This window comes from Haemophilus parainfluenzae (assembly GCF_003252725.1).
In the GTDB taxonomy this organism is placed as follows: Bacteria; Pseudomonadota; Gammaproteobacteria; order Enterobacterales; family Pasteurellaceae; genus Haemophilus_D; species Haemophilus_D parainfluenzae_L.
Genome location: NZ_QEPO01000006.1, coordinates 23,763 through 50,754, shown reverse-complemented (window position 1 = coordinate 50,754; position 26,992 = coordinate 23,763). Strand labels below are relative to the sequence as shown.

Annotated in this window: 20 protein-coding genes; 10 read left to right on the top strand and 10 right to left on the bottom strand. The window is 38.0% G+C overall.

The window, feature by feature from the left end:
• Nucleotides 1–35: 35 nt before the first annotated feature.
• Nucleotides 36–1,484, bottom strand: coding sequence for a metalloprotease TldD (gene tldD, locus DPV85_RS07610; RefSeq protein ID WP_111327607.1), 1,449 nt, complete (start codon nt 1,482–1,484; stop codon nt 36–38).
• 82 nt (nt 1,485–1,566) lie between these two features.
• Nucleotides 1,567–2,415 (bottom strand): 16S rRNA (cytidine(1402)-2'-O)-methyltransferase, encoded by an 849-nt coding sequence (rsmI, locus tag DPV85_RS07605; protein WP_111327606.1) that lies wholly within the window; start codon nt 2,413–2,415, stop codon nt 1,567–1,569.
• Nucleotides 2,416–2,484: 69 nt separating this feature from the next.
• Here rsmI and DPV85_RS07600 point away from each other — a divergent pair, with 69 nt between their 5' ends.
• From DPV85_RS07600 to nrdB, 6 genes are all read left to right on the top strand, one after another.
• A complete protein-coding gene (locus DPV85_RS07600; RefSeq protein ID WP_111327605.1) occupies nt 2,485–4,206 on the top strand; it encodes a penicillin-binding protein activator in 1,722 nt (573 codons plus the stop codon).
• Nucleotides 4,207–4,209: 3 nt separating this feature from the next.
• Nucleotides 4,210–4,569, top strand: a complete 360-nt coding sequence (locus DPV85_RS07595; protein WP_049365807.1) for a YraN family protein — start codon at nt 4,210–4,212, stop codon at nt 4,567–4,569.
• Nucleotides 4,570–4,581: 12 nt separating this feature from the next.
• The gene (locus DPV85_RS07590) at nt 4,582–5,166 is read left to right on the top strand and encodes a D-sedoheptulose-7-phosphate isomerase (protein ID WP_111327604.1); all 585 of its coding nucleotides are present in this window, start codon (nt 4,582–4,584) and stop codon (nt 5,164–5,166) included.
• 90 nt (nt 5,167–5,256) lie between these two features.
• Nucleotides 5,257–5,838 (top strand): division/outer membrane stress-associated lipid-binding lipoprotein, encoded by a 582-nt coding sequence (dolP, locus tag DPV85_RS07585; protein ID WP_111327603.1) that lies wholly within the window; start codon nt 5,257–5,259, stop codon nt 5,836–5,838.
• 275 nt (nt 5,839–6,113) lie between these two features.
• A complete protein-coding gene (gene nrdA, locus DPV85_RS07580; RefSeq protein WP_111327602.1) occupies nt 6,114–8,384 on the top strand; it encodes a class 1a ribonucleoside-diphosphate reductase subunit alpha in 2,271 nt (756 codons plus the stop codon).
• Nucleotides 8,385–8,479: 95 nt separating this feature from the next.
• Complete coding sequence (nrdB, locus tag DPV85_RS07575; protein ID WP_014065539.1) at nt 8,480–9,610, top strand: class Ia ribonucleoside-diphosphate reductase subunit beta; 1,131 nt, start codon at nt 8,480–8,482, stop codon at nt 9,608–9,610.
• 67 nt (nt 9,611–9,677) lie between these two features.
• Here nrdB and DPV85_RS07570 read toward each other — a convergent pair whose 3' ends face one another.
• A complete protein-coding gene (locus DPV85_RS07570; RefSeq protein ID WP_111327601.1) occupies nt 9,678–11,801 on the bottom strand; it encodes a lysine decarboxylase LdcC in 2,124 nt (707 codons plus the stop codon).
• An 18-nt stretch (nt 11,802–11,819) separates the two neighbouring features.
• A complete protein-coding gene (gene cadB, locus DPV85_RS07565; RefSeq protein ID WP_111327600.1) occupies nt 11,820–13,145 on the bottom strand; it encodes a cadaverine/lysine antiporter in 1,326 nt (441 codons plus the stop codon).
• Nucleotides 13,146–13,749: 604 nt separating this feature from the next.
• Between cadB and lysS the strand changes: the two genes are divergently transcribed.
• On the top strand, nt 13,750–15,258 hold the full coding sequence (gene lysS, locus DPV85_RS07560; protein WP_111327599.1) for a lysine--tRNA ligase: 1,509 nt from the start codon (nt 13,750–13,752) through the stop codon (nt 15,256–15,258).
• Nucleotides 15,259–15,400: 142 nt separating this feature from the next.
• On the opposite strand, the gene DPV85_RS07555 is transcribed toward lysS, so the two are convergent.
• Together DPV85_RS07555 and DPV85_RS07550 are read right to left on the bottom strand one after the other, a co-directional pair.
• Nucleotides 15,401–16,543 carry a 5-methyltetrahydropteroyltriglutamate--homocysteine S-methyltransferase gene (locus tag DPV85_RS07555; RefSeq protein ID WP_111327598.1) on the bottom strand — a complete coding sequence of 381 codons (1,143 nt, stop codon included), beginning with the start codon at nt 16,541–16,543 and terminating at the stop codon, nt 15,401–15,403.
• 182 nt (nt 16,544–16,725) lie between these two features.
• Nucleotides 16,726–18,090: a patatin-like phospholipase family protein gene (locus tag DPV85_RS07550; RefSeq protein ID WP_111327597.1), complete on the bottom strand. Its 1,365-nt coding sequence runs from the start codon at nt 18,088–18,090 to the stop codon at nt 16,726–16,728.
• A 198-nt stretch (nt 18,091–18,288) separates the two neighbouring features.
• On the opposite strand from DPV85_RS07550, the gene fbp reads away from it, so the two are divergent.
• Nucleotides 18,289–19,293 carry a class 1 fructose-bisphosphatase gene (gene fbp / locus DPV85_RS07545; protein ID WP_065243994.1) on the top strand — a complete coding sequence of 335 codons (1,005 nt, stop codon included), beginning with the start codon at nt 18,289–18,291 and terminating at the stop codon, nt 19,291–19,293.
• Between the two features lie 90 nt (nt 19,294–19,383).
• Here the strand turns inward: fbp and lptG are convergent, their stop codons facing one another.
• Both lptG and lptF read right to left on the bottom strand, forming a co-directional pair.
• Nucleotides 19,384–20,457 (bottom strand): LPS export ABC transporter permease LptG, encoded by a 1,074-nt coding sequence (lptG, locus tag DPV85_RS07540; protein ID WP_207798041.1) that lies wholly within the window; start codon nt 20,455–20,457, stop codon nt 19,384–19,386.
• A gap of 11 nt (nt 20,458–20,468) precedes the next feature.
• The gene (lptF, locus tag DPV85_RS07535; protein ID WP_111327596.1) at nt 20,469–21,560 is read right to left on the bottom strand and encodes an LPS export ABC transporter permease LptF; all 1,092 of its coding nucleotides are present in this window, start codon (nt 21,558–21,560) and stop codon (nt 20,469–20,471) included.
• 104 nt (nt 21,561–21,664) lie between these two features.
• Here lptF and DPV85_RS07530 point away from each other — a divergent pair, with 104 nt between their 5' ends.
• Nucleotides 21,665–23,140: a leucyl aminopeptidase gene (locus DPV85_RS07530; RefSeq protein WP_111327595.1), complete on the top strand. Its 1,476-nt coding sequence runs from the start codon at nt 21,665–21,667 to the stop codon at nt 23,138–23,140.
• A 59-nt stretch (nt 23,141–23,199) separates the two neighbouring features.
• Here the strand turns inward: DPV85_RS07530 and DPV85_RS07525 are convergent, their stop codons facing one another.
• Nucleotides 23,200–24,051 carry an endonuclease/exonuclease/phosphatase family protein gene (locus tag DPV85_RS07525; RefSeq protein WP_111327594.1) on the bottom strand — a complete coding sequence of 284 codons (852 nt, stop codon included), beginning with the start codon at nt 24,049–24,051 and terminating at the stop codon, nt 23,200–23,202.
• A gap of 214 nt (nt 24,052–24,265) precedes the next feature.
• Between DPV85_RS07525 and ytfE the strand changes: the two genes are divergently transcribed.
• Nucleotides 24,266–24,940, top strand: coding sequence for an iron-sulfur cluster repair protein YtfE (ytfE, locus tag DPV85_RS07520; RefSeq protein ID WP_111327593.1), 675 nt, complete (start codon nt 24,266–24,268; stop codon nt 24,938–24,940).
• 69 nt (nt 24,941–25,009) lie between these two features.
• On the opposite strand, the gene DPV85_RS07515 is transcribed toward ytfE, so the two are convergent.
• Complete coding sequence (locus DPV85_RS07515; RefSeq protein ID WP_165816490.1) at nt 25,010–26,935, bottom strand: LTA synthase family protein; 1,926 nt, start codon at nt 26,933–26,935, stop codon at nt 25,010–25,012.
• Nucleotides 26,936–26,992: the final 57 nt, after the last annotated feature.

The window sequence follows — 26,992 nt, the reverse complement described above, 5'->3', positions numbered from 1 at the left end:
AATAAAAAGCCCGATATGATTATCGGGCTGTATATTTAATTGGTTCCACCAACGGTGATTTCATCTATTTTTAAGGCTGGCTGACCAACACCGACTGGCACACTTTGGCCATCTTTGCCGCATACACCGATACCAAGATCTAAGTCTGTTTTATCTGCGACCATAGAGACTTTTTGCATCACATCGATACCGCTACCAATCAATGTAGCGCCTTTAACCGGTTTGGTGATTTTACCTTTTTCGATCAGATAAGCTTCAGAAGTCGAGAACACAAATTTACCTGAGGTGATATCCACTTGCCCACCACCAAAGTGCGGTGCATAAATACCGCGATCTACTGAAGCCACTAAATCTTCAAATTTGCTTTGACCCGCTAACATATAAGTATTCGTCATTCGTGGCATTGGCAAATGCGCATAAGACTCACGGCGACCATTCCCTGTTGGTTTCACACCCATTAATCGAGCGTTAAGTTTATCTTGCATATAGCCTTGCAAAATCCCGTCTTTGATTAAAACGTTACATTGACTAGGCACACCTTCATCATCAATGGTTAAAGAACCTCGGCGATTTTGTAATGTGCCGTCATCCACAATTGTACATAATGGCGACGTCACTAACTCACCAATTTTACCCGTAAATAAGGAACTTTCTTTGCGATTGAAATCCCCTTCCAAACCATGTCCTACTGCTTCATGGAGCAACACTCCCGGCCAACCATCCCCTAATACCACAGGCATTAATCCAGCTGGTGCAGCGACCGCACTTAAATTCACAAGGGCTTGACGAACCGCTTCTTTGGCAAAATTAACGGCACGAATGTCCCCATTTACCACTTCAAAAAACCAATCTAAGCCAAAGCGTCCACCTGAACCGCAGCTACCACGCTCACGTTTGCCATCTTCTTCCACGAGAACAGAAATAGATAAACGCACAAGTGGACGAATATCTGCAGCAAGAGTGCCATCTGTTGCAACCACTAATACTTCTTCGTAAATCGAGCTTAATGCCGCTGAGACATGCGTAACACGAGGATCTTCAGATCGCGCAGTACGATCCACGAGATGTAATAACTCGATCTTTTTCTCTTTACTTAAACTTTCTAACGGATTAATTGCTGCATAACGCTGAACCGCATTCACCGCATTAAATGCTTGAGGCGAAATTAAATTGCCTTCTTTAATTTGTGCAATACCTTTTACGGCCTCTGCACATTGTTGTAATGACGCTAAGTTAATTTGATCGGAATACGCAAAGCCTGTTTTCTCTCCAGAAACTGCGCGTACACCCACACCGCGATCAATATGAAAGCCACCTTCTTTAATAATACTATCTTCTAATACCCAGCTTTCATCTTGGCTTAATTGAAAATAAAGATCCGCATAATCAATATGACGATGTGACATCACATCAAAAATATTAAGCAATGATTGATGCGATAAATTGCTTGGTGCAAGTAAGGTATCTGAAACCTGTTTTAACATTTGTTCTCCGAAATTTATAAAAATTAATTCTACCAAATCTCCCCTAGCCCTTCTTTTCTAAAGAGGTGGGATAGTTTTTTGGCTAATCTAAATTATCCAATCCAAATTGGTATAAGGCATTTTTCTTATAACCATAAAGTTCTGCCACAATCGACGCAGCCTTTTTTAAAGGGAGTTCTTTGGCAATCAAAGTGAGTGCTTTAATTGCTTGTGGTGAAAATTCTTCGCTATCTTCTAATTTAGGTTTGCCTTCCACGATTAACACCATCTCACCTTTCGTGCGATTCGGATCTTCACTTAACCATTGACGAAGATCACTTAATTTATCCCCTGCAATGGTTTCCCACGTTTTCGTAATTTCACGGGCAAGTACAACATAGCGTTCGCCACCTAATACATCTTGCATATCGGCAAGGGTATCTAAAATGCGGTGCGTTGATTCATAGAAGATTAAAGTGCGGTCTTCTTCTGCGACGTTTTCTAACTTATCTTTACGTGCCTTGGTTTTCGCAGGCAAAAAACCTTCAAAGCAAAAACGGTCTGACGCAATGCCCGATGCACATAATGCAGTAATCGCAGCACAAGCGCCGGGTAATGGCACCACTTTAATGCCTGCCTCACGACATTGACGCACTAAATGAAAACCGGGATCGCTAATTAAGGGTGTTCCCGCATCAGAAATTAATGCAATATTAGTGCCTTGTTTTAGCTTTTCTACCAACACATGTGCTTTTTCTTGTTCATTGTGATCATGCAAGGCGAAAAAAGGCTTTTTGATACCATAATGACTGAGCAATAAACCACTGTGGCGTGTGTCTTCCGCAGCAATTAAATCCACTTGTGAAAAGGTCTCTAAAGCACGTTGTGTAATATCTTGTAAATTCCCGATTGGCGTAGCGACAATATATAAAATTCCGGTTAAATCATTCATTTTTGTTTGCTTTTACATTGTGAGATAAGTAAGATCGCCCATTATTGATTTATTCATTATGGAGCGAATATGTCTATTCTATTACAAGGCGGTCGTTTTAAAAAACGTTTAATGCCGATTTTATTGTCTGTTGCGTTAGCAGGTTGTTCTAACTTATTTGGCAGCAGCTTTACCCAAACATTACAACGTGATGCCAATGCAAGTTCTGAATTTTATATGAACAAATTAGGGCAAACACAGGATAAAGAAGATCAACAAACATACAAACTCTTAGCAGCTCGTGTATTAATTTCTGAAAATAAAGTACCCCAAGCGGAAGAGCTATTAACGGAGTTAGTTGACTTAAACGAAGCACAACAATTAGATCGCACGTTAATTGAAGCGCGCATCGCCGCAGCAAAAGGCAATAATGATGTGGCTGAAGGTAAATTACGTGCACTCGATCTGACTAAATTAAGTCCATCACAAAAATCTCGTTATTACGAAACCTTTGCTCAAACAGCAGAAAATCGTAAAGACGTGATTGAAGCGGTAAAAGCACGCATCAAAATGGATGAAAATTTAACAGACATGCAACGTCGTAAAGATAATGTTGATAAAACTTGGTCGTTACTCCGTTCTGCGGATACCGCTGTCATCAATAATGCCTCCGATGAAGGTAGCGTGGCATTAGGCGGTTGGCTCACCCTAATTAAAGCTTATAATGACAACATCCGTCAGCCAGTACAACTAAGCCAAGCGTTACAAAGCTGGAAATCCGCTTATCCAAATCACGTTGCGGCAACCTTTTTCCCTAAAGAGCTAGAAAGCTTGTTGAATTTCCAACAAACGAATTTAGCTCAAATTGGTTTAGTCTTACCTTTAAGCGGCGATGGCCAAATTTTAGGTACAACTATCCAATCAGGTTTTAACGATGCAAAAGGTGACTCAACCATCCCTGTACAAGTATTTGACTCATCAACTACACCGATTAATGACATTATTGCACAGGCAAAAGCATCGGGTATTAAAGCGTTAGTGGGTCCATTACTTAAACAAAACGTCGATGCCATCATTGCGAATCCAAGTGCAGTACAAGGCATGGATGTGCTCACATTAAACGCAACAGCAAACACTCAAGCAATTAACCAAGTCTGTTATTACGGTTTATCTCCAGAAGATGAAGCAGAGTCTGCGGCGAACAAAATGTGGAAAGATGGTATTCGCAATCCAATTGTTGCCATGCCGCAAAATGATTTAGGACAACGTGTTGGTAATGCTTTCAACGTGCGTTGGCAACGTTTAGCGGGTACAGATGCGAATATTCGCTACTATAACTTACCGGCTGACATTACCTACTTCTTCCAAGGTGCACCGCAAGATACAAGTGCACTTTATGTCATCTCTTCACCAGATGAATTGGCTGAAATTAAAGGTTATTTAGATACCAGCAATCCGAATGTCCGTATTTATGCAAGCTCTCGTTCTAACGCGGCAAGCAATACACCAGAATACTATGCGAAAATGAATGGCGTCCAATTTAGTGATATACCATTCTTTAAACAAAGCGATTCTTCACAATATCAAAAAGTGGCCGGCTCAACCGGTGGTGAATTCCAATTAATGCGTTTATATGCAATGGGTTCTGATGCATGGTTGCTCATCAATCACTTTAATGAATTACGCCAAGTACCAGGTTATACCTTAAGCGGTTTAACCGGTCAGCTTAGCGCAGATTCAAACTGTGATGTGGATCGCGATATGACATGGTATCAAGTACAAGATGGTAACGTGGTAGCGGTTGCGAACTAATCCATGTTTTCATTAAAACGTCAACAAGGGGCGGGCTTTGAACATCAAGCCCGCCTTTTCTTAGAGGCTAAGGGGCTAAAATTCATCGCAGCGAATCAACATTTCAAATGCGGTGAATTAGATCTCATTATGCAAGACGGTCAAACGATCGTTTTTGTTGAAGTGCGTCAACGATCCAGCTCAGCATTCGGATCCGCTGTTGAAAGTGTGGATTGGCAAAAGCAACAAAAATGGCTAAATGCCGCAAATTTATGGCTTGCCAAACGTAACCTAAGCCTTGAAGATGCGGATTGTCGTTTTGATCTTATCGCCTTTGGAAAAACCGCCAGTGATATCCAATGGATTCCTAATTTTCTCGATTAACCTTTTCCGATTATGTTACAAAAAGTTAAAGATATTTATAGCGAAAGTATTCAGATTCAAATCTCTGCTTCAAGCCTATTATCAGAAAACATTGCCACCGCCACACAAATGGTGATGCAATGTTTGTTAAGTGGTCATAAAGTGATAGCCTGTGGGGTCTCTCGCTCTTACGCTAATGCACAATTTTTAGTATCAAATCTGCTTAATCGCTATGATTTTGAACGCCCTAGCTTGCCTTCTGTACTACTTAGCCTTGAAAGTGCGGTTGGTTCTTCACTGGTTTTTGATCAACCAACCGATCAACTTTATCAACATCAATTTAACGCTATCGCTAAACCTGGCGATTTATTGCTCGCTTTTTCCCCTTTAGGGACAGAAAAAGCGGTGCTAAATACGATTTCTAATGCAGTCAATAAAGAAATTCAGGTGATTGCTTTAACGGGTTCAAATAACGATGCTATTCAAGGTGTATTGGCTGAAACAGATTTAGAAATCTCCATTCCTGCCACTAAAGAAACACGTATTTTAGAAAATCATTTATTCGTGATTAACGCACTTTGTGAGCTTGTTGATAGCACACTTTTCCCAAGAGCTTGACATTAAAAGATTTTCTAACTAGAGTGTTTCTTAGACTAATTGACAAATTAGTTGACCCAACTCATTTTAATAAATAAGGAGATTATTAATATGAAACTAACCCAATTTAAAAAATTAGCCTTCATACTTGGCACATCAATTATATTACAAGGCTGTGCTGCTGCGGTTGTTGGTGGCGCTGCTGCGGGCGCAAAAGTCGCGACAGATCCTCGAACAATGGGTACTCAGGTAGATGATGAAACCCTAGAATTAAAAGTTGGACACGCATTAGATAAAGATGCACAAATTAAATCAGAAGGTCGTGTTAATGCTGTTTCTTACAGTGGTCGCGTACTGTTAATTGGTCAAGTTCCTAATGGAAGTGTAAAAGAAACCGCAACTAGTCTTGCAAAAGGTGTAGAAGGTGTAAACGACGTATACAATGAATTACGTATTGGGCCAAAAATTACTTTTGGGCAAATTACAAAAGATAGTTGGATTACGACACAAATTAAATCTAAACTCTTTGTAGGCGATAATGTAAAAGCAACAGATGTGAAAGTGATCACCGAAAATGGTGAAGTATTCTTACTCGGAAACGTCACACAATCACAAGGTGACTCAGCTGCAGAAATTGCAAGTAAAGTTACTGGTGTTCAAAAAGTTGTAAAAGTATTTAAATATTTGAATTAATTAATTTTTTAACTCTTAAAGTGCGGTCAAAATCATCTAATTTTTGACCGCACTTTTTTTCTTTACAAAGATTTACAAAAAAGATCCTGCTTAAAAAAACATCATTTCGAAAAAAAGTTATTTATTTTAAATGACTTATCTTTTGTCAATAATGTAAGTAAAAAATTTACTGCTTGAATTCAATTTTAAAACACTCTATCTTGTGCATCGGTATACTCCACAACACTATATCTTGTGTTTTTTTAAAGTCATCTCTCTAGCAGGTTTTATCTTCCATGAACAAAGGATTAATGGTTACAAAGCGCGATGGTACGCTTGAACAAATCAATTTAGACAAAATTCACCGTGTGATTACTTGGGCGGCTGAAGGCTTGGAAAACGTGTCTGTTTCTCAAGTTGAATTGCGTTCTCATATTCAATTCTATGAAGGTATTCGTACCTCCGATATTCATGAGACCATTATTAAAGCAGCAGCAGATCTAATCAGCAAAGATACCCCTGATTATCAATATCTTGCTGCACGTCTTGCGGTTTTCCATTTGCGCAAAAAAGCGTATGGCCATTTTGATCCACCTCGTTTATACGATCATGTGAAAAAATTAGTGCGTATGGGCAAATATGATCCTGCACTTTTAGCCGACTATACTCGTGAAGAATGGGATGAAATGGATGGGTTTATTGATCACTGGCGTGATATGACCTTTTCTTATGCCGCAGTAAAACAATTAGAAGGGAAATACTTAGTTCAAAACCGTGTAACCGGTGAAATCTATGAATCTGCGCAATTCCTTTATTTATTAGTTGCGGCAAGCTTATTCTCAAAATATCCGCAAGAAACCCGTTTGGATTACATTCGTCGTTTCTATGATGCGACATCAACCTTCAAAATTTCTTTACCTACACCTATCATGGCGGGGGTTCGTACGCCTACGCGTCAATTCAGCTCTTGTGTATTGATTGAATGTGGTGACAGCTTAGACTCTATCAACGCTACCTCTGCAGCAATCGTGAAATACGTTTCACAACGTGCAGGTATCGGGGTAAATGCGGGTGCCATCCGTGCATTAGGTAGCCCTATTCGAGGCGGTGAAGCATTCCACACTGGCTGTATTCCATTCTATAAACACTTCCAAAGTGCCGTCAAATCTTGTTCACAAGGTGGCGTACGTGGTGGTGCAGCGACAGTTTACTACCCGATTTGGCACTTAGAAGTTGAAAGCCTATTAGTATTGAAAAATAACCGTGGTGTGGAAGATAACCGTGTTCGTCATATGGATTATGGCGTACAATTAAACAAATTAATGTATCAACGCTTAATTAAAGGCGAAGACATTACTTTATTCAGCCCTTCAGACGTACCTGGACTTTATGAAGCTTTCTTTGCTGATCAAGATAAATTTGAAGAACTTTACGTGAAATACGAACAGGATCCAAATATCCGCAAACGTTCTGTAAAAGCCGTTGAGTTATTCTCTTTATTAATGCAAGAACGTGCATCAACTGGTCGTATTTATATCCAAAACGTGGATCACTGTAATACTCACTCACCGTTTGATCCGCTTGTTGCACCGGTGCGTCAATCTAACTTATGTTTAGAAATTGCATTACCAACTAAACCATTACAACATTTCCATGATGAAAATGGTGAAATTGCCCTTTGTACGCTTTCTGCATTTAACTTAGGTAAATTAGATAATTTAGATGAGTTAGATAACTTGGCAGATCTTGCAGTACGTGCATTAGATGCATTACTTGATTACCAAGGCTACCCTGTTCCTGCGGCGAAACGCTCTTCATTAGGTCGTCGTTCACTTGGTATTGGTGTAATTAACTATGCGTATTATTTAGCGAAAAATGGTGTGCGTTATTCTGATGGTTCAGCGAACGATTTAACTCACCGTACATTTGAAGCGATTCAATACTATCTACTGAAAGCCTCCATGAACTTAGCGAAAGAATTAGGTGCATGTGAATACTTCAATGAAACCAATTACGCGAAAGGTATTTTACCAATCGATACGTATAAGAAAGATATCGATAGCTTAACGCAAGAACCATTGCATTATGATTGGGAAACATTACGTCACGAAATCAAAGAATTTGGTTTACGTAACTCAACCTTAACTGCATTAATGCCGTCAGAAACCTCTTCACAGATTTCTAACGCAACAAACGGTATCGAACCACCACGTGGTCATGTAAGTATTAAAGCGTCAAAAGATGGTATCTTAAAACAAGTCGTACCAGATTATGAGAACTTAAGCGATAACTACGAATTACTTTGGGATATCCCAAGCAATGATGGTTACTTACACTTAGTGGGTATTATGCAAAAATTCGTGGATCAAGCGATCTCTGCCAACACCAACTACGATCCAAAACGTTTTGAAGACGGTAAAGTACCAATGAAAGTGTTGTTAAAAGATCTTTTAACCGCTTACAAATACGGTTTAAAAACCCTTTACTATCAAAATACTCGTGATGGTGCTGAAGACAGCCAAGAAGATTTAGATGATGGCTGTGCGGGTGGCGCTTGTAAGATTTAATAATTTAGGTGGGCTTGTTTACAAGTCCGCCTTTTGATATTTTTAGGCAATCAATCATTAAGTGGGTAAAAGCCCGCTATAAGTAAGGATATAACATGGCATATACTACTTTCTCACAAACTAAAAACGACCAATTAAAAGAGCCTATGTTCTTTGGTCAAAACGTTAACGTTGCACGTTACGATCAACAAAAATATGAGACGTTTGAAAAGCTCATTGAAAAACAACTTTCTTTTTTCTGGCGTCCGGAAGAAGTGGATGTGTCGCAAGACCGTATCGACTACGCGGCATTGCCTGAACATGAAAAACACATTTTCATCAGCAACTTAAAATATCAAACCTTGTTGGATTCCATTCAAGGTCGTAGCCCAAACGTAGCGTTGTTGCCGTTGGTGTCTATTCCGGAATTAGAAACTTGGATCGAGACTTGGACATTCTCTGAAACCATCCACTCCCGTTCTTACACGCACATTATTCGTAATATTGTGAACGATCCATCTATCGTGTTTGATGACATCGTGACCAACGAAGAAATCATCAAACGCGCGCGTGATATTTCTTCTTACTACGATGATTTAATCCGTGATAGCCAACTTTACAGCCTGTACGGCGAAGGCACTTACACCGTGGATGGCAAAGAATGTGTCGTCACATTGCGTAATTTGAAAAAACAACTTTACCTTTGCTTAATGAGCGTCAATGCACTTGAAGCGATTCGTTTCTACGTATCCTTTGCTTGTTCCTTTGCCTTTGCAGAACGTCAATTAATGGAAGGTAATGCGAAAATCATTAAATTTATCGCTCGTGATGAAGCCTTACACTTAACTGGTACACAGCACATTTTAAACATTATGGCTGCAGGTCAAGACGATCCTGAAATGGCAGAAATTGCAGAAGAATGTAAACAAGAAGCCTATGATTTATTCTTAGCCGCAGCGGAACAAGAAAAAGAATGGGCAGATTACTTGTTCAAAGATGGCTCAATGATTGGTTTAAATAAAGACATTTTAGTGCAATACGTGGAATATATCACTAATATCCGTATGCAAGCCGTTGGTCTTCCATTGCCATTTGGTGCACGTTCAAACCCTATTCCATGGATTAATGCATGGCTTGTTTCTGACAACGTACAAGTGGCACCACAAGAAGTCGAAGTGAGTTCTTACCTTGTTGGTCAAATTGACTCTAAAGTTGATACCAATGATTTCGGTGATTTCGATCTTTAATTGATGCTGACATATATATAAAGAGCGAATTAGTAAATTCGCTCTTTATTATTTAAACTACAAAAATTTATTCTGCAATAATTTTCACTTTATAACGTCCATCTTTTTGCTTATAGGCACCATGAATATCTGTTGCAAATCCAGGATAATGTGCACCAATTTCGCAAAGCATAATTAAGAATTCAAGAATTGGACGACTATCTTCTGTAATCATTTCACCTGGCATAACAAGTGGCACACCAGGAGGATACGGAAGAATCATATTTGCATTAACTTTACCAATCATATCCTCAATATAACAATCAGTTACTTTGCCTTGTAATTCTAATTGGAATGCTTTATTTGGTGTCATCACCATCTTCGGTAAAACCTCAAAGGCTGAGAACATCAATTCTGGTAAGTTATATTTACATATTAACTTGTGAATACCTTGAGCTAAGTCTTGAATTCTCATATTTTCATAGAAATCAGGGGCTTCAGCGTAAACACTCGGTAACATTTCTTTTACAAACCGATTTTGATCATAAAGTTCTTTAAATTCGTTAAGGCTTTGAAGCAACAACATAGCCTTAGTATCATCAATACCAATACTAAATAAGACTAATAAATTGTATGTCCCTGTTTTTTCAACAATAATACCTCTATCATCTAAGAATTTAGAAACTAAGGATGCAGGAATACCTCTTTCTTCTAAATTACCATCCTTATCTAGCCCTGGAGTTAGAATGGTGACTTTGATAGGATCAAGATACATATGATCAGCATCAATATTATGGAAACCATGCCATGTAGCATTTTGATCTAATTTCCAACACTCAATACTATTAATATTCTCTGGCTGCCACACATCGAAGTACCAAGATTGAGCATCATTATAACGTTGCTTAATTTCCTTGCGGAACTTAACAGCTCGTTCAAGAGAATCTTGAATTAAACGTTTACCAGTATTATTACTCATCATTGCAGCAGCAACTTCAGTAGATGCAACAATACCGTAATGTGGAGACGTTGAAGTATGCATCATATATGCTTCACTAAAAGTAGTTTCATTAATATCGCCTTTAACATGAATCATTGATGCTTGAGAGAATGCGGCCAACAACTTATGAGTAGATTGAGTTTCATAAATAACTTTATTTGGAACTCTTTTCCCTCCCATACCTGTTTTTCCTTCATAAATAGGACTAAAGTTTGTATAAGGCACCCACGCAGAATCAAAATGGATAGATTTTACATCTAAATTCTCTTTAATTTTATCTGTGTTATAGAATAAACCATCATATGTTGAATTGGTTATTACAGCATGAACTGGCCACTTATCTGAGCCAATATGTGATAATTTTTGCTTAATAGTATCCTTTCGGAACTCACTTTCAGGAATACCACCCAAGATACCATACGCATTACGAGTTGGTTTTAAATAAACTGGGGTAATATCACTCATCATTAATAGATGGGTTAAAGATTTATGACAGTTACGATCAATTAATACGGTGCTACCAGATGGTACTGAATACATCCCAACAATTTTATTTGCTGTAGACGTACCATTAGTGACAATATAACTTCTGTCTGCATTAAACACTTTTGCAATGTACTCTTCCGCATCTTTATGTGGCCCACTGTGGTCTAACAAAGATCCTAATTCTCCAACTGATATAGATATATCAGACTTCATGGTATTTTCACCAAAGAAATCATAAAATAATGTACCAATTGGTGATTTTAAAAATGCTGTCCCCCCCATATGCCCAGGGGTACAGAAAGTGTATTTATCTTCATTAACATATTTAAATAATGCTTTTGTGAGAGGAGGAATAATATTTTGGATGTATTGTCGAATGGCTTTTTGGATTTTACTAATAACTTCTGTTTGAGTATATAAATTGCAATCGATAAATTGAGCATTATTCCCAATTTTATGATAGTCAACAGCATGACAATCATTTGTATCTTTGAGTAAGAAGATTGGTAAACTTTCATTAAGCTCAATAATTTTATCAGACAAACCATCTTCGAAAATATCATAAGTAAATAAAACACTTGCTAATCTAGCATTGTTGCGGACAATCGTTAAAAGCTCTTCAGAATTATCAACAACAATTAAAGAATATCCTTGCTGTTCTAACAATGAGGTCAATTCGTTTATATAACTGTTTTCTCTTTTATAAGCAATTAATACAGTCTTCATAATATACTCCTTATATAATTAATTATGATCACGACGGGTGTTTGGATTAAGCTCTTCTCCTGATTTTTTTGCATAAAATGCGAAGATCGCTAAAGCAATCAGGATGGTCGCTGTAATTTGATAATTTTCTGCTCCTGCAAGAGCAACGAAACAAAATAAAATTGCGAATACTGATGCAAATGCACTTAGTACGCTTTTCGTTGTCATTCCTTCAAATCTTATTAGATTAATCGCAGAGTAGAAATAAGGGAACATAGTAAGCATAACTGCGATACTTGTTAGTTGAGTGAATAGATCTGCAGCATTTGCACCACTAGCACTTACAATTGTAAGCAATATCATCAGTAAGGTCATCATTGTAGACGCCACAATTAAACCTTTTCTTGGTACGCCATTTGCATCTACTTCACCAAACATTTTTGGGAAATTGCCATCATTTGCTGCACGGCGACCAGCCTGACCTACCAACATCATCCAGGAACCTAGAGAAGTTAAGCATGCAATAGAAGTAAAAGCAGAAACAACTGGAGTTGCCCACTCTCCCACCATCTTCGATGCACTTAAACCAAAAGGCGCACCTGAAGCTGCAACTTCGGCATTTGGAAACATACCTGCAATAACTTGTGAGGCTAATACATACACAATACCAGCAAAAGTTGTACCTAATAACGTTGCTAACGGAACTGTTCTTTGCGGATTATCAACCAAACCACTACTTACTGAAGCTGACTCAACTCCCACAAACGCCCATAAGCATAATAGAACAGAACTTATAATGGCTTTTGATGGCTCCATATCAGAATTAGCTAGCCAATTAGCTTTATATGTTTCAATATCAAACCACGCCCAACCAAAAACAGCTGTTCCCACAACAGGAGTAAGTACTAAGATTAAGCCTATAGACGTTAAACGACTAACCCAAGCACCTCCTAATAAATTTACAAAAGTAAATATCCAGACTACAACTATAGCTGCAATAGCTGCTGGAATAGGTTCATTTAATATTGGAAAGAATGTTGAAGAATATGCCACTGCGGTGATAGCAATAGCAAGGTTGCCAATCCAGTTGGCATGATAGTACATAATTGAAGTTTGATAACCTAGTATTGGAGACACTTCCCCTGCGTAGGCAATTGGACCTCCTTCTTGTGGATTTTTAACGCTTAGTCTTGCAAACACATACGCAAGAGACACAGCACCGACCATGGCTATAAGCCACCCAAAAATAGCAATGGAGCCTATTTTAGCCAAGCTAGCTGGCAACAATGCTATACCGCTTCCCATCATATTCCCTGCAACAACTGCGATACAAGTGAATAATCCGATTTTCTTTGCAGAAGTCATACTACACCTCTAAATAAGTCTTAACAAAAAACGATACAATAGGCATATTAAAAGCAACCTATTGTATATTGTAATTAGATAAATATTGACAACAATATCTATCTGGTATTAATCTTACCAAGAACAAATACTCAATAATGAGATGTACATCACAAATTTAAAATAAAGTTAAAATTTTTTGATGTAATTTTAAAATGGCTAACCATCCTACTGTCATTATGTTGTTTATTTAAACAGGATGGTTACTAAATCGATTTATACGAATGAGCGAATTGATGTAGCATAATATGTATGGGTTTGTCTTAGTCCTAATATATTATTGTTATTTCAAGGTTTCATAATACTTCAGATACTATGCATTTAATCTTTTAATTACTAGATGTTACCTTAGGTGAGGTTTAAATCACTTGAAATGTAAGTAATTACTTGATAATCCTAAATTGAATGATATAGTTAAATTATCCAATTTTTAACTTATTGGCTAAGTATCGAAGTAATAGTCCAGTCCCTTAGTAACATCGGTATTATTTTAGTATATAAAAATCGAATGACGCTAAAGGTTTTTTAATAACATCCTGTTTTACAGACTACAGAGGTAAAAAAAATGTTAGAACAACAAATCCAAGAATTAGATTTGAACGGTGAGATGCGGGTTCGTCGTGAAAAATTAGCGTCATTACGCACCAAAGGAAATGCGTTTCCAAATCAATTCCGTCGTGATTCTCTTGCTCAAGATTTACATGATAAATATGACGAAAAAAATGGTGATATGTTAAAAGACACCGCCATTGAGGTAGCGGTTGCTGGTCGTATTATGACTCGTCGAGTTATGGGAAAAGCAACTTTTATTACCTTACAAGATATGAGTGGAAAAATTCAATTATATGTCGCACGTGATAATCTTCCTGAGGGAATTTATGACAACGATGTAGACTCTTGGGATTTAGGCGATATTATTGGGGTAAAAGGCTCGCTTTTCAAAACCCAAACTAATGAATTAACCATTAAAACAACTGAAGTTCAACTTTTAACAAAAGCACTTCGTCCATTACCAGATAAATTCCATGGTTTAACTGATACGGAAGCTCGTTATCGCCAGCGTTACTTAGATTTAATTTCTAATGAAGAATCTCGCCGTGCTTTTGTGATTCGTTCAAAAGTAATTGCTGGTATTCGTAACTATTTCATTTCAAGAGGCTTTATTGAGGCTGAAACACCTATGCTACAACCAATTCCTGGTGGAGCTTCAGCAAGACCATTTATAACTCACCATAATGCATTAGATGTAGATATGTATCTCCGTATATCACCAGAGCTCTACCTAAAACGTCTAGTTGTAGGCGGGTTTGAACGTGTATTTGAGATTAATCGCAACTTCCGTAATGAAGGTGTTTCAGTTCGCCATAATCCAGAATTTACAATGCTAGAATATTATCAAGCCTACGCTGACTATCATGATTTAATGGATAACACCGAAGAATTATTCCGCCAACTAGCAATTGATATTCTAGGAACAACTATTGTGAAATACGGTGATTTAGAATTTGACTTCGGTAAACCATTTGAAAGAATCACAATGCATGATGCAGTTATCAAATATGGTGCAGATAAAGGCATTGTAAAAGAAGATCTTTATGATTTCGACCGCGCAAAAACAACTGCTGAACGTTTAGGTATCGAAGTGCAAAAATCTTGGGGGTTAGGTTCTGTCGTGAATGCGATTTTTGAAGAAGTAGCAGAGCATCACTTAATTCAACCAACTTTCTTAATGGCTCATCCGGCAGAAATATCACCGCTTGCTCGTCGTAATGATGAAAATCCAGAGGTGACAGACCGTTTTGAATTATTTATTGGTGGTCGTGAAATTGGTAATGGTTTCTCAGAATTAAATGATGCAGAAGACCAAAATGAACGTTTCGATGCTCAAGTCGCAGCAAAAGATGCTGGTGATGATGAAGCAATGTTTAAAGATGATGATTTCGTTGTCGCACTTGAACACGGCTTACCACCAACAGCAGGAGAAGGTATTGGTATTGATCGTTTAGTAATGCTTTATGCTAATGCACCATCTATCCGTGATGTGATCCTATTCCCTGCAATGCGTCAAAAATAATTAAATTGAAATAACATAAAAGGAAGTCTATCGACTTCCTTTTTTATTGTGTAAAAGTGAGGTCATTTTTACCCGCACTTTCATGAAAAAAAGAGATAACCATCTTAACGATTATCTCTTTTACATTCCAATTTGAAATTATTTACCCCCAAACTTCTTCCACGATACTACGGATAAATTCGAGTTTCTTCCATTGTTGTTCTTCAGTCAGGATATTACCCTCTTCCGTTGAAGCGAAACCACATTGTGGGCTTAAGCAAAGTTGATTGATATCAACATATTGTGCCGCTTCTTTAATACGAGCAATGATTTCATCACGGTTTTCTAACTCGCCCGATTTAGAGGTTATCAATCCTAATACCACTTGTTGATTTTTAATAAAGCGTAAAGGTTTAAAATCTCCCGCACGATCACTGTCGTACTCTAAGAAGAAACCATCCACATTACAGTGACCAAATAAGGTTTCTGCGATAGGCTCATAACCACCAGCAGAGAACCAAGTTGAACGGAAATTACCACGACAAATATGCATTGTAATCGCTAAATCAGCTGGTTTCGCTGCCACAATTTTATTTAACATATATACATAATCTTTGGCAATTTGATCTAGATCTAAACCGCGTTCAGTATAAGTTTTACGCTTATCTTCCGCACAGAATTCGCCCCAACTTGTATCATCCAACTGTAAGTTACGACAGCCTAATTTATAGAAGATATTCATTGCATCAATATAAGTATCGGCAATATCATCTAATAACAACTGATTGTTATCTTTATAACGTTCAATTGGCTGATAATCTGTGGCTCGTACTGTACAAATTAAATGAAGCATTGACGGAGAAGGAATGGTTAATTTAACTTCACTCTCCCCTGCCATTTTTTGCAATGAGCGGTAATGTTCAACGAAAGGATGGCTCTCTGAGAAACCAATCTTATCCACAATTTTTAATGTTTTCGGGCGTACATTATCGTGTTTAAATTGCACTGAGAATTTCTCCGCATCCACTTCTTTCACGCCATCTAATGCAGCTAAGAAATCTAAATGCCAAAAAGTACGACGAAATTCACCATCAGTCACCGCATGCAATCCAACATTTTTTTGATGCTCAACCAATTTAGCAATTTCTGCATCTTCAACTTGCGTTAAATCAGCACAAGAAATATCACCACAGCTGCATTGATGACGAGCCTGTTTTAAAGTCTCTGGACGTAAAAAACTTCCTACAATATCAAAACGATATGGTGCAGAAGTGCGAATAGTGGCATTTGGAAAAAGTTTACTCATTTTGCTTTCCTATATTTTATTCATTCTAATGATAGACTGAGTGTAACAAAATTAATGTCTTCATTAAAGATTTAGACGTCTAGATGGATGTGAATTTTATTGTGATTTTATATGAATGGAATTGATATAACATTTAAAAAGAAAAAGTGCGGTCATTTCTAACCACACTTTAAGCCTATAAACTATTGCAATGCTTTCACTGCCTTATGGTATTCTTTTGATTGTTCCAATAAAATCTTAGCCGCTTCGCGCAGTTTATCCACATCCGATTCTGGCAAATATAACGATGTACCGATATTAAGAACATCATTCTTCAATTGCCCCTCTGGCAAATCTTTTAAATTTAAATTCACAAAATGAGCTTTAATTTTTATTCCTTTTTTACGTTTAGCGTAAGCATTCCATTGATCCGCAAATTGTTGTGAATATTTCACTGTCGATGCTGTCGTTTTATCAATTGGTACATTAATCACTGTATTCACGACATCTTTGATTCCCGGTACATCAGCTGATTTATCAATATCGCTAGTAAGTTCATTTTGAGCATTAACGTTTACCACGACAATATTACGTAAATTATAATTCTTAAGCTCAGTATATAATTTTCGGACACTAAGTAAATTTGACACATCCAATAAGCTAGCCAAACCTAAATTATCCGTTAAGCCACCATCAACTAAGTGCAAATAAGGTTTTTCAGCCTTATTTTGATAAGGCTCCATGCGTTTTTTCATGGCATCAAAGTTACTCAACAACAACCGATTAGGTGGATTCATCTGCATCAATAATTCTTTTTTATTTTCCACGAGGCAAGAACCACCATGATTATTTTGCGTAATCGGTGAAAAAATTAATGGTACGGCGCTTGATGCCGCTACTGCCCGAGCAATCTCAACATCATTTAAATCAACACAAAGCCAATCAAAGAAATCTTGCGTAAAAGAAACTTCCTGTCCTGCTGTCATATCTGTGGTATTAATCACGGCAAAAGGTCCTTTACGTTGTTCAAGATCTGCAAATTTTTTCCCACGATATAAAGCAAGATTGAGCTGTTCCTGCAACAAATCGCTACGACCAAACTGTGGGGAAGTAAGCCGAGGCACATTACCCATCGAAAATACTTCATTGATGACTTTTTTCTGGAAATTCTTTTTCAAAAAAGAATTATTAAATTTAGGGATAATATCCTGTCCCTCCAAAGCAAAATAGGCTGCTAATACTGAGCCGCCAGACACCCCATACACAATATCAATATTTTGCAATAAGGTGCTACCTTTCTCTGTTGGACGCACTGAGACATTTTGGAACTGCTCTAACACGCCATAACCTAAAGATGCCGCGCGAGATCCTCCACCAGAAAAAGTGACAATCACTAAATTTTCTTTTTGCAATGCCTGCTGCATCGCATTTTCCAAGCGATATCCCTTTTGTGGATCTATTTGCTCAATCGTTTTAGTTGGATGATAAGTAATTGAATTGCAAGCAGTAAGCAAAGCGATACTGCAAGCAAGTAAACTTGATTTGAAAGGAAAATGAGTAAGTTTCATAACAGTATTCCTTTACTGTGACGTTATTTATCTATTATATCTTTTTTAAAGGATATATACGTTTTGTCAAGGCTTTGTATTAAAAATAAAGTGTGATGCAGATCTCATTCTTCACATTTTGATCTCAATCAGAAGTGCCAAATAACATATAATAAAAGGGTCTATTATTTATTTAACAATTATAAAAAAGGAATAAACATGAAAACATTGAGTGAATTTATTGTTGAACGCCAAGCGGAGTACCCAAATGCAAAAGGGGAACTTAGTGGTATTTTGTCTTCTATTCGTTTATTAGCAAAAATCATTCATCGTGATATCAACAAAGCAGGTTTAACCAATATCCTTGGCCAATCTGGTGTCGAAAACGTGCAGGGTGAAAGCCAAATGAAATTGGACTTGTTCGCCCATAACACCATGAATGCAGCCCTTATGTCACGTGAAGAAGTGGCAGGTTTTGCTTCAGAGGAAGAAGAAAGTTTTATCGCTTTTGATACTGAACGCGCTCGTAATGCAAAATATATTATTTTGACCGACCCACTTGATGGTTCATCCAATATCGATGTGAACGTTTCTGTTGGTACGATTTTCTCTATTTACCGTCGCGTTTCACCGATTGGCTCACCTGTTACCTTAGAAGACTTTATGCAACCGGGTAATAAACAAGTTGCGGCGGGTTATATCGTATATGGTTCGTCTACCATGTTGGTTTATACCACTGGTCATGGTGTAAATGGTTTCACTTATGATCCATCTATCGGTACATTCTGTCTTTCTCATGAAAATATGAAGATGCCAAAAGAGGGCAAAATCTATTCCATCAATGAAGGACAATATCTCAAATTCCCACAAGGGGTAAAAAAATACATTAAATACTGCCAAGAAGAAGATAAAGCAACTAACCGCCCTTATGCATCACGTTATATTGGTTCATTAGTAGCTGACTTCCATCGTAACTTATTAAAAGGTGGTATCTATATTTACCCAAGTGCAACTAACTATCCAAATGGTAAGCTTCGTTTGCTTTATGAAGGCAATCCAATGGCATTCTTAGCAGAACAAGCGGGGGGTATTGCATCTGATGGTTACAATCGAATTTTAGATATTCAACCAAGTGAACTTCACCAACGTGTACCACTTTTCATTGGTTCCGCAGAAATGGTGAAAAAAGCAGAAGAAATGATGAGAGAATTTAAAGAAGATTAAATTCCTAAAGTGCGGTCAATTTTGACCGCACTTTTTTAGCGAACAAAAAGGCTAACCTTCTCAGCTCGCCTTTTTCGTTTATTGTATCAATTAGTCTCGTTTTCTTGCGAGTAACCACCAAATAATCGCCATAAACAAGAGACTTGGCATCAGTGCACCTAAAAAAGCTGGTGCATTAAATACCACACTCATTTGTCCAAAAATTTCATTGACGACATAGAACAAGAAACCAAAGCAAATCCCCGTTACGATTCTTGCCCCTGCAGTGACACTACGCAATGAACCGAAGATGAAAGATAACGCAAGCATCATCATCACACCTACAGAAAGGGGCTGTAAAATCTTACGCCAATAAGTTAATTCAAAACGGCGAGAATCCTGTCCTGTCTGTTTTAAGAACGCAATATATTCATACAAGCCTGAAATGGATAATGATGTTGGACGTAATGAAACTGCGCCTAATTTATCTGGTGTTAAGCTTGTTGCCCAATCTTCTGTTAAACGATTTGTCGTGGTAATTTGCTCTTTTGATACTGCTGAATTATTGACTTGGCGTAACTGCCATTGATTATTTTCAGCTGAATATTGCGCTTGATTCGCATGCTTCAAATGAGTGAGGTTACGCTGGTCATCAAAGGTATAGATGTAAATATCTTCTAATTTTGCATCATCTTTAATTCGACGCACATACACGAAATTATTACCGTCTTTTGCCCATACACCATTTTTCACCGAAAGCATTGAACCACCGGAAAGTGCACGAGTACGCATATCTCGGGCAAACTGTTCAGTTTGTGGAATTCCCCACTCACCAATAATCATGGTAAAAAGTACCAGTGGAAGTGCCGTTTTCATGACAGCTAATCCAATTTTAAAGCGAGAAAAACCCGCAGATTGCATTACCACTAATTCACTTCGGCTGGCTAAATTACCTAACGCAATTAATGCACCTAACAAAGCAGCCATCGGGAAAAAGGTTTCGACATCTTTTGGCATCGTTAAGCCTGTATAAGCCACGGCTTGCCAAATATCATAAGAGCCTTTCCCGACGCTACGAAATTGCTCCACAAATTTGATAATTGCCGAAAGACCAACTAACGTAAATAGTGTGGCAAAAATTGCCCCTAAGATGCTTTTACCGATATAACGATCAAGAGTATTCATCAACATTGTTATTATCCTTTTCTGAATACACGACGGAATTTATGCATAACTGTGCTATCCCAACTATTCAGCACAATCCCTAAAATTAAAAAGGCGATATTTACCACCGGCATTAACAAACCTGCATCAAGCTTACCTGCACCACCTGCAGATTTAAATGAGCTTTGTAATAAGAAGTAAATTAAATAAAGTAATAATGCCGGTAAGATTTTCGCAAAACGGCCTTGGCGAGGATTTACTTTGCTCATTGGTACAGCAATAAGCGCCATTAAAGGCACGGCTAAAATTAAGGTTATTCGCCAATGCAATTCAGCTTTGGCTGCAGGACTTTTATCTTTTAATAATTGCTCAAAAGATAATTCAGCCGCTTCATCACTTTCTGTATTTGTCTCTTGATGACCCAAATACGCTTTGTAATCATCAAAATGCGTAATACGGAAATCAGGAAGTACCGAGGTACCTTCTACACGCAAGGTATTCTGTAAATTCAAGACTTGGTCGCCATTTGGTAACGCTTTTAACTCACCTTTTTCAGCGGTAACTACTGACGGTTTCGTTTGACCTTTGGCTTTCATTTGAAAAAGATAAACATCACTGATTTGATTACCGTTAATCTTATCAATGAATAAGACGAAATTATTATTGCTTGTGGACATGAATTGACCAGAAGCCAATGCACCCATTGTTGGGTTCGCTTTAGCATCTTCGACAATCGCCGCTTGCTTTTGAATGGCCCATGGAGAAAGCCACAATGCGTTGTAAGCAGCCAAGCCAGCTGTGAACAAAGAAAGAATTAACGCCACACGAACAAGAATACGTTGTCCCACACCGCAAGCACGCATTACCGTAATCTCACTTTCTGCATAGAGTCGACCGAAAGTCAGCAAAATGGCGATAAACAAACATAATGGCAACATTAATTGTGCCATTGTTGGCATCCCTAATCCGAGTAGAGAGAACACAAGATCGGCAGGCACTTTGCCATTTGCTGCTGAACCAAGCACGCGAACAAGCTGTTGGCTGAAGAAAATTAAAAGCAAAATAAACAAAATTGCAATTTGGCTTTTAAAGACTTCTTTTGTTAAATATCGGGTTAATATCATTCTTTTTTCTAACTAAAAAACACGGGAAACTGGCTAATTTAGATGGCGTATGATACCTTATTTTCACTGATTTAAATAGCAAATTAGCAACATAAGGAAATAACATGAAATATCAAGCAAACTCAACCGCACTTTCTCAATCAACCGATTGCCTTATCATCGGCATTTATGAGAACAATGAATTGACAAAAAGTTTCAATGAAATCGACCAAATCACACAAGGCTACCTCAGTCAGTTAGCCCAAAGCCAAGATCTTTCAGGCAAAATTGGCCAAGCGACTCTGCTTCATTCGTTACCAAATCTTGCCGCTAAACGCGTATTAGTAGCAGGTTGTGGCAAAAAAGGTGAAACGACTGAACGCCAATTTAAACAAATTATCCAGCGTGTTACCCAAACATTAAAAGAGTTAAATATTCAGCAAGCGGTGAATAATTTAACCGATGTAGAAATTAAAGATCGCGATCTATTTTGGAATGTGCGTTTTACTGTTGAAAGCATCGAACATAACCTTTATCAATTTGATGAATTTAAGAGTAAAAAAGCGGATGCTATCTCACTTCAAGAAATCGTTTTTAATACCGATGACGCACAAGTTAAGCAAGCCATCGCAGAAGCACAAGCCATTGCAAATGGTGTAAAAGCTGCGCGTAATATCGCGAATATGCCACCTAACATTTGCACACCGGCTTATTTAGCAGAACAAGCTAAAAAATTATCTGAAACATCAACCGCACTTTCCCTCGATGTGATTGATGAAGAAGACATGACAAAGCTTGGCATGAATGCGTATTTAGCCGTATCTCGAGGTTCACAAAATCCGGCTTATATGTCTATTTTACATTTCAACAATGCACCTGATAAAAATGCGAAACCAATCGTATTAGTGGGTAAAGGCTTAACCTTTGATGCAGGCGGTATTTCTTTAAAACCTGCCGCAGATATGGATGAAATGAAATACGATATGTGCGGTGCAGCTTCAGTATTCGGTACAATGAAAGCCATTGCTGAATTAAATCTTCCACTCAATGTTATCGGTGTATTAGCAGGTTGTGAAAACTTGCCAGATGGCAATGCTTATCGTCCAGGTGATATTCTCACCACGATGAATGGTTTAACTGTAGAAGTGTTAAATACTGACGCAGAAGGACGTTTAGTGCTTTGTGATGCACTCACCTATGTAGAACGTTTTGAACCGCAATATGTGATTGATATCGCGACCCTAACAGGCGCTTGCGTGGTAGCGCTAGGCCAACATAACAGTGGCTTAGTTTCAACTGATGATACCTTAGCAGAACAATTATTACAAGCTGCACAGCAAACCACTGACAAAGCTTGGCGTTTACCGTTAAGTGAAGAATATCAAGAACAATTAAAATCCCCATTTGCTGATTTAGCGAATATTGGCGGTCGTTGGGGCGGTGCTATTACTGCAGGCGCATTCCTCTCTAACTTTACGAAAAAGTACACTTGGGCACATTTAGATATCGCTGGGACAGCTTGGCTTCAAGGTGCAAATAAAGGTGCAACAGGTCGTCCAGTGTCTCTATTAACACAATTTTTAATTAATCAAACCAAGTAATTAACACATAGGGCTAACATAACGTTAGCCCTAAAATTTTCTCAAAATCTGACCGCGCTTTATTCCAATTCGAATTCAACCAGTAACGGATTATGATCTGACGAAGTAACCACTTCTGATGTCGCACTTACCACTTTTACGCCTCGCGTAAAAATATAATCCAGTGGATAACCTAAAAATCTAACCCGCTCATCTTGAGATAGCGTCACTGCATCTAGTCCATATTTTTGCATCAAATTATTGACTAAATTCAGACGACGCTCATTCCATGCATTAAAATCGCCAGATATGATGATGGGGCCTTGATGATTTTCGACAAAGGAAAAAAGCTGCTCTAACTGAGTTTGATAAGCGGAAATCCCCCATTCAAAATTAATCAAATGCACATTAATAAGTAGTAAGCTATCGCCTTTTTCTAATGGAAAACTCATCACACTTGCCACTTTGGGAATTTGTATTAATGGTTCTGCTACGCCACCACCGCAATACCATTCTGGTTGCGTTTTGGTGAATGTTTTTACACCTGATAAGAGATCTTTAAAAGAAAAAGAGGACACAAAAAGTGCGGTCGAAAATGTGTTTAAATTTTGATGCTGCGTTGCCTCTTGCAATAACAAAAAATCAGTTTGTTTAGAGAGTCGTGCTAAATCTTCTTGCCAACCCTTATCTTGCCCTTTATGCACATTCCAAGTTATTAAATGAAAACGAGAAGAGGCTAATTTAGGCACTGAATCGCCAGCCTTGTCACATTTCATATTTAACTTGTTTTCAAAAGGAATATAACTCACTTTTTGTGACGTATTTAGTTGAATAAATGTACCGTCAAAAATCGTTAAATTTGTAAAAAAATATCCAACACCTAAAACTACTAATACCAAGCCAATAGCCAAAAATCGATAGATTCGCTTCATTATTATCCCCTCTCTATGCTCGAATAATAACACCTCATCAAAGCAATGCAACTTTCACTTTAATACGCATCAATACCTACCTACAACACGGTAACTTTAACTTTTAGCTTTGATTTAAATCATACTTTGCTAAAAAATCCGTTGCATTTTTCTTTCATTATCTTAGTATTTCACTCAACTTTTTAACTCTACCTCATCAATAAGGAGATTCATTATGTCTTTTGGAGATAAAAAATTAAGTGAAATCGCTGTCAGCGTACCCGGCTCAACTTCTCTACTTCGTGAATACGATTTGGATTTCTGCTGTGGTGGTTCTGATACACTTGCAAATGCAGCGGCAGAAAAAGGATTAAATTTAGCAGAAATTGAAACCCGTTTAACCGAGCTTCAAAATAGCAAAGCAGAAAATCCTGAAGAATATTGGGTTAATGCAACTTATCCTGAAATTATCGATCATATTTTAGTTCGCTACCACCAACGTCACCGTGAACAACTTCAAGAATTAATCGTCTTAGCGGATCGTGTAGAAAGTGTTCATGGCGATCGTGAAAATTGCCCAATAGGTGTGGCGGCTGAATTACGCAATATCTATGAGGATTTGAGCAACCATATGATGAAAGAAGAGCACGTGCTTTTCCCTATGATCAAAGCAGGTAACTATATGATGGCGCAAATGCCAATTCGTATGATGGAAATGGAACACGCTGAACACGGCGAACATTTAGATGTATTGAAATCATTAACAAACAATATGACGCCTCCGGCTGATGCTTGCAATACATGGCGTGCGCTTTACAGCGGCATCCAAGAATTTGCAGATGATTTAATGATGCATATTCACCGTGAAAACAATATTTTATTCCCACGTGTTATTGCTGAAAATCACTAAGAGCAAATCATATAAAGAAAAAGGGCGAAATCATTCGCCCTTTAAATTTAGCTTAAAACTGACCGCACTTTATTTCTCTTCACTGCCTTTATATAAACGGTTTTTATACAAATAGCTACCAAGTAAAGCATGTGCCAATGCTTCTTTTTTCATTTCTTCCGGCACCTCTTTTTCAGTCAATGTATCTTTTTCTTTATCATACACATAGCCTTTTGCTTTGCTATTTGGTGTTTGAATAACAACATCATGATTGCCTTTCATTAAGGCTTGAGTTTGATCAAACTGCATAAAGGCACGATTCGGATTCACATCTTGCGTTAAATCAAACCCAATCATCGGATAATTACCACTTACACCCGCAATAGAAAGTAAGGTCGTTGGCATATCAATTTGGCTCACTAAACGACTGTCTCGGCGTGGCTCAACATGATCACCTAAAATTAACGCAGGAATATGGAAATGCTTAATTGGCACCAAGCTTGCCCCAGCTGCACGAGAATCATGGTCGGCAATCACCAAGAACACGGTATCTTTCCAATAATTAGATTGTTTCGCTAATTTGAAGAAATAACCAATCGCATAATCTGCATATTTTGCGCTGTTATTACGGGTTGCTTTTGGTTGCTCGTAAAGCTCAATTTTACCATCAGGAAATTCAAAAGGATCGTGATTGCTTGAACTGAACACTAAGCTAAAGAATGGTTTTCCTTCATTCTGTAATTGGGTAAAGGTTTCGTTCGCTTTATCAAATAAATCCTCATCACTCACGCCCCAAGTCGCAGTAAATTTTGGATTTTGATAATCCTTTTGATCGATAATATTTTGGAAACCGTTGCCATAGAAGAAGCTTGCCATATTATCAAAGTGTTTTTCACCGCCATAAATAAAAGACGTGTTATAACCTTGTTTAGCAAGTAAATCTGCAATGGTAAAGAAACTACTTTGACTATTATTTAATTTCACTACCGCACGTGCTGGAGTAGGTGTAAAACCAGCTGTCGTGGCTTCAATACCACGTACAGATCGTGTACCAGTTGCATAGAGATTTTCAAATAACCAGCCTTCTTTGGCTAATTTATCAAATTCAGGTGAAAGTGGTTTTCCGCCTAATGTACCGACAAATTGCGCGCCAAAACTTTCTTCCAAAATAATGACGATATTTTTCGGTTTACCTTGATAAGTGGCTTGGTTTTTCGTTAAGGTTGGAATCTTCTCTGAAATATAATCACTTTCAGGACGGCCACGGCTTGCTTTAACAATACGCAACATTTCATCGGTATCCATTTTGCCATAGGCTTCAGAAGATGCCCCTTCGTCTTTAAATTGTTGGGCGGCATAAAGAACAGAATAGCCTGAATTCAACACGAGCGAATTGACTAACCCATCGGAAGAAAAAGCCACCATTGCAGGGTTCACACCACGGTGCTGAAAACTCGAACGCGCCCCTAAAAAGGCAACTGCAACAACAAGCAATGCGACAACAGGACGTAATTTCCAGCTCATTGGGCGTAAGTTTTTCACCGCATAACCCGAGAGTTTCCAATAACAGAAGAAAGCCGTAACGGTAAAAATAAGGCTAAAAATGACCGCAGTTAAATGGCCTTCCATCAACATTGAAAAGACTTCTTTCGGATAAATTAGATATTCGATAAAAAGACGGTTTGGACGGAAATCATAGGTTTCGATAAATGCCGGTGTAGCCAATTCCATAAACAGAATAAACACACTACCTAGGGTGAGCCAAATGCGTAAAATCATTTTCCAAATACGGCTATTATGAAATAACACCGTAAATAATGCTGGTACACCAAATAGGTAACACAAAGCTACGATGTCCATACGCAAGCCTTGTAAGAATAATTGTCCCCAGCCCGATACCGCAGAAACACGATCGGCCTGCCAAATCGCAAGCCCAAGACGAGATAAGGTGAAAATAATCAGATTAATGATGACGAAGAGAAAAATCGGATATAAAGGAGAACGTGTTTGTTTCATTTTGACACTCATAAGTCCTGAAGGTATCGCTACCCTTTGATTAATTTAAAGCACGCA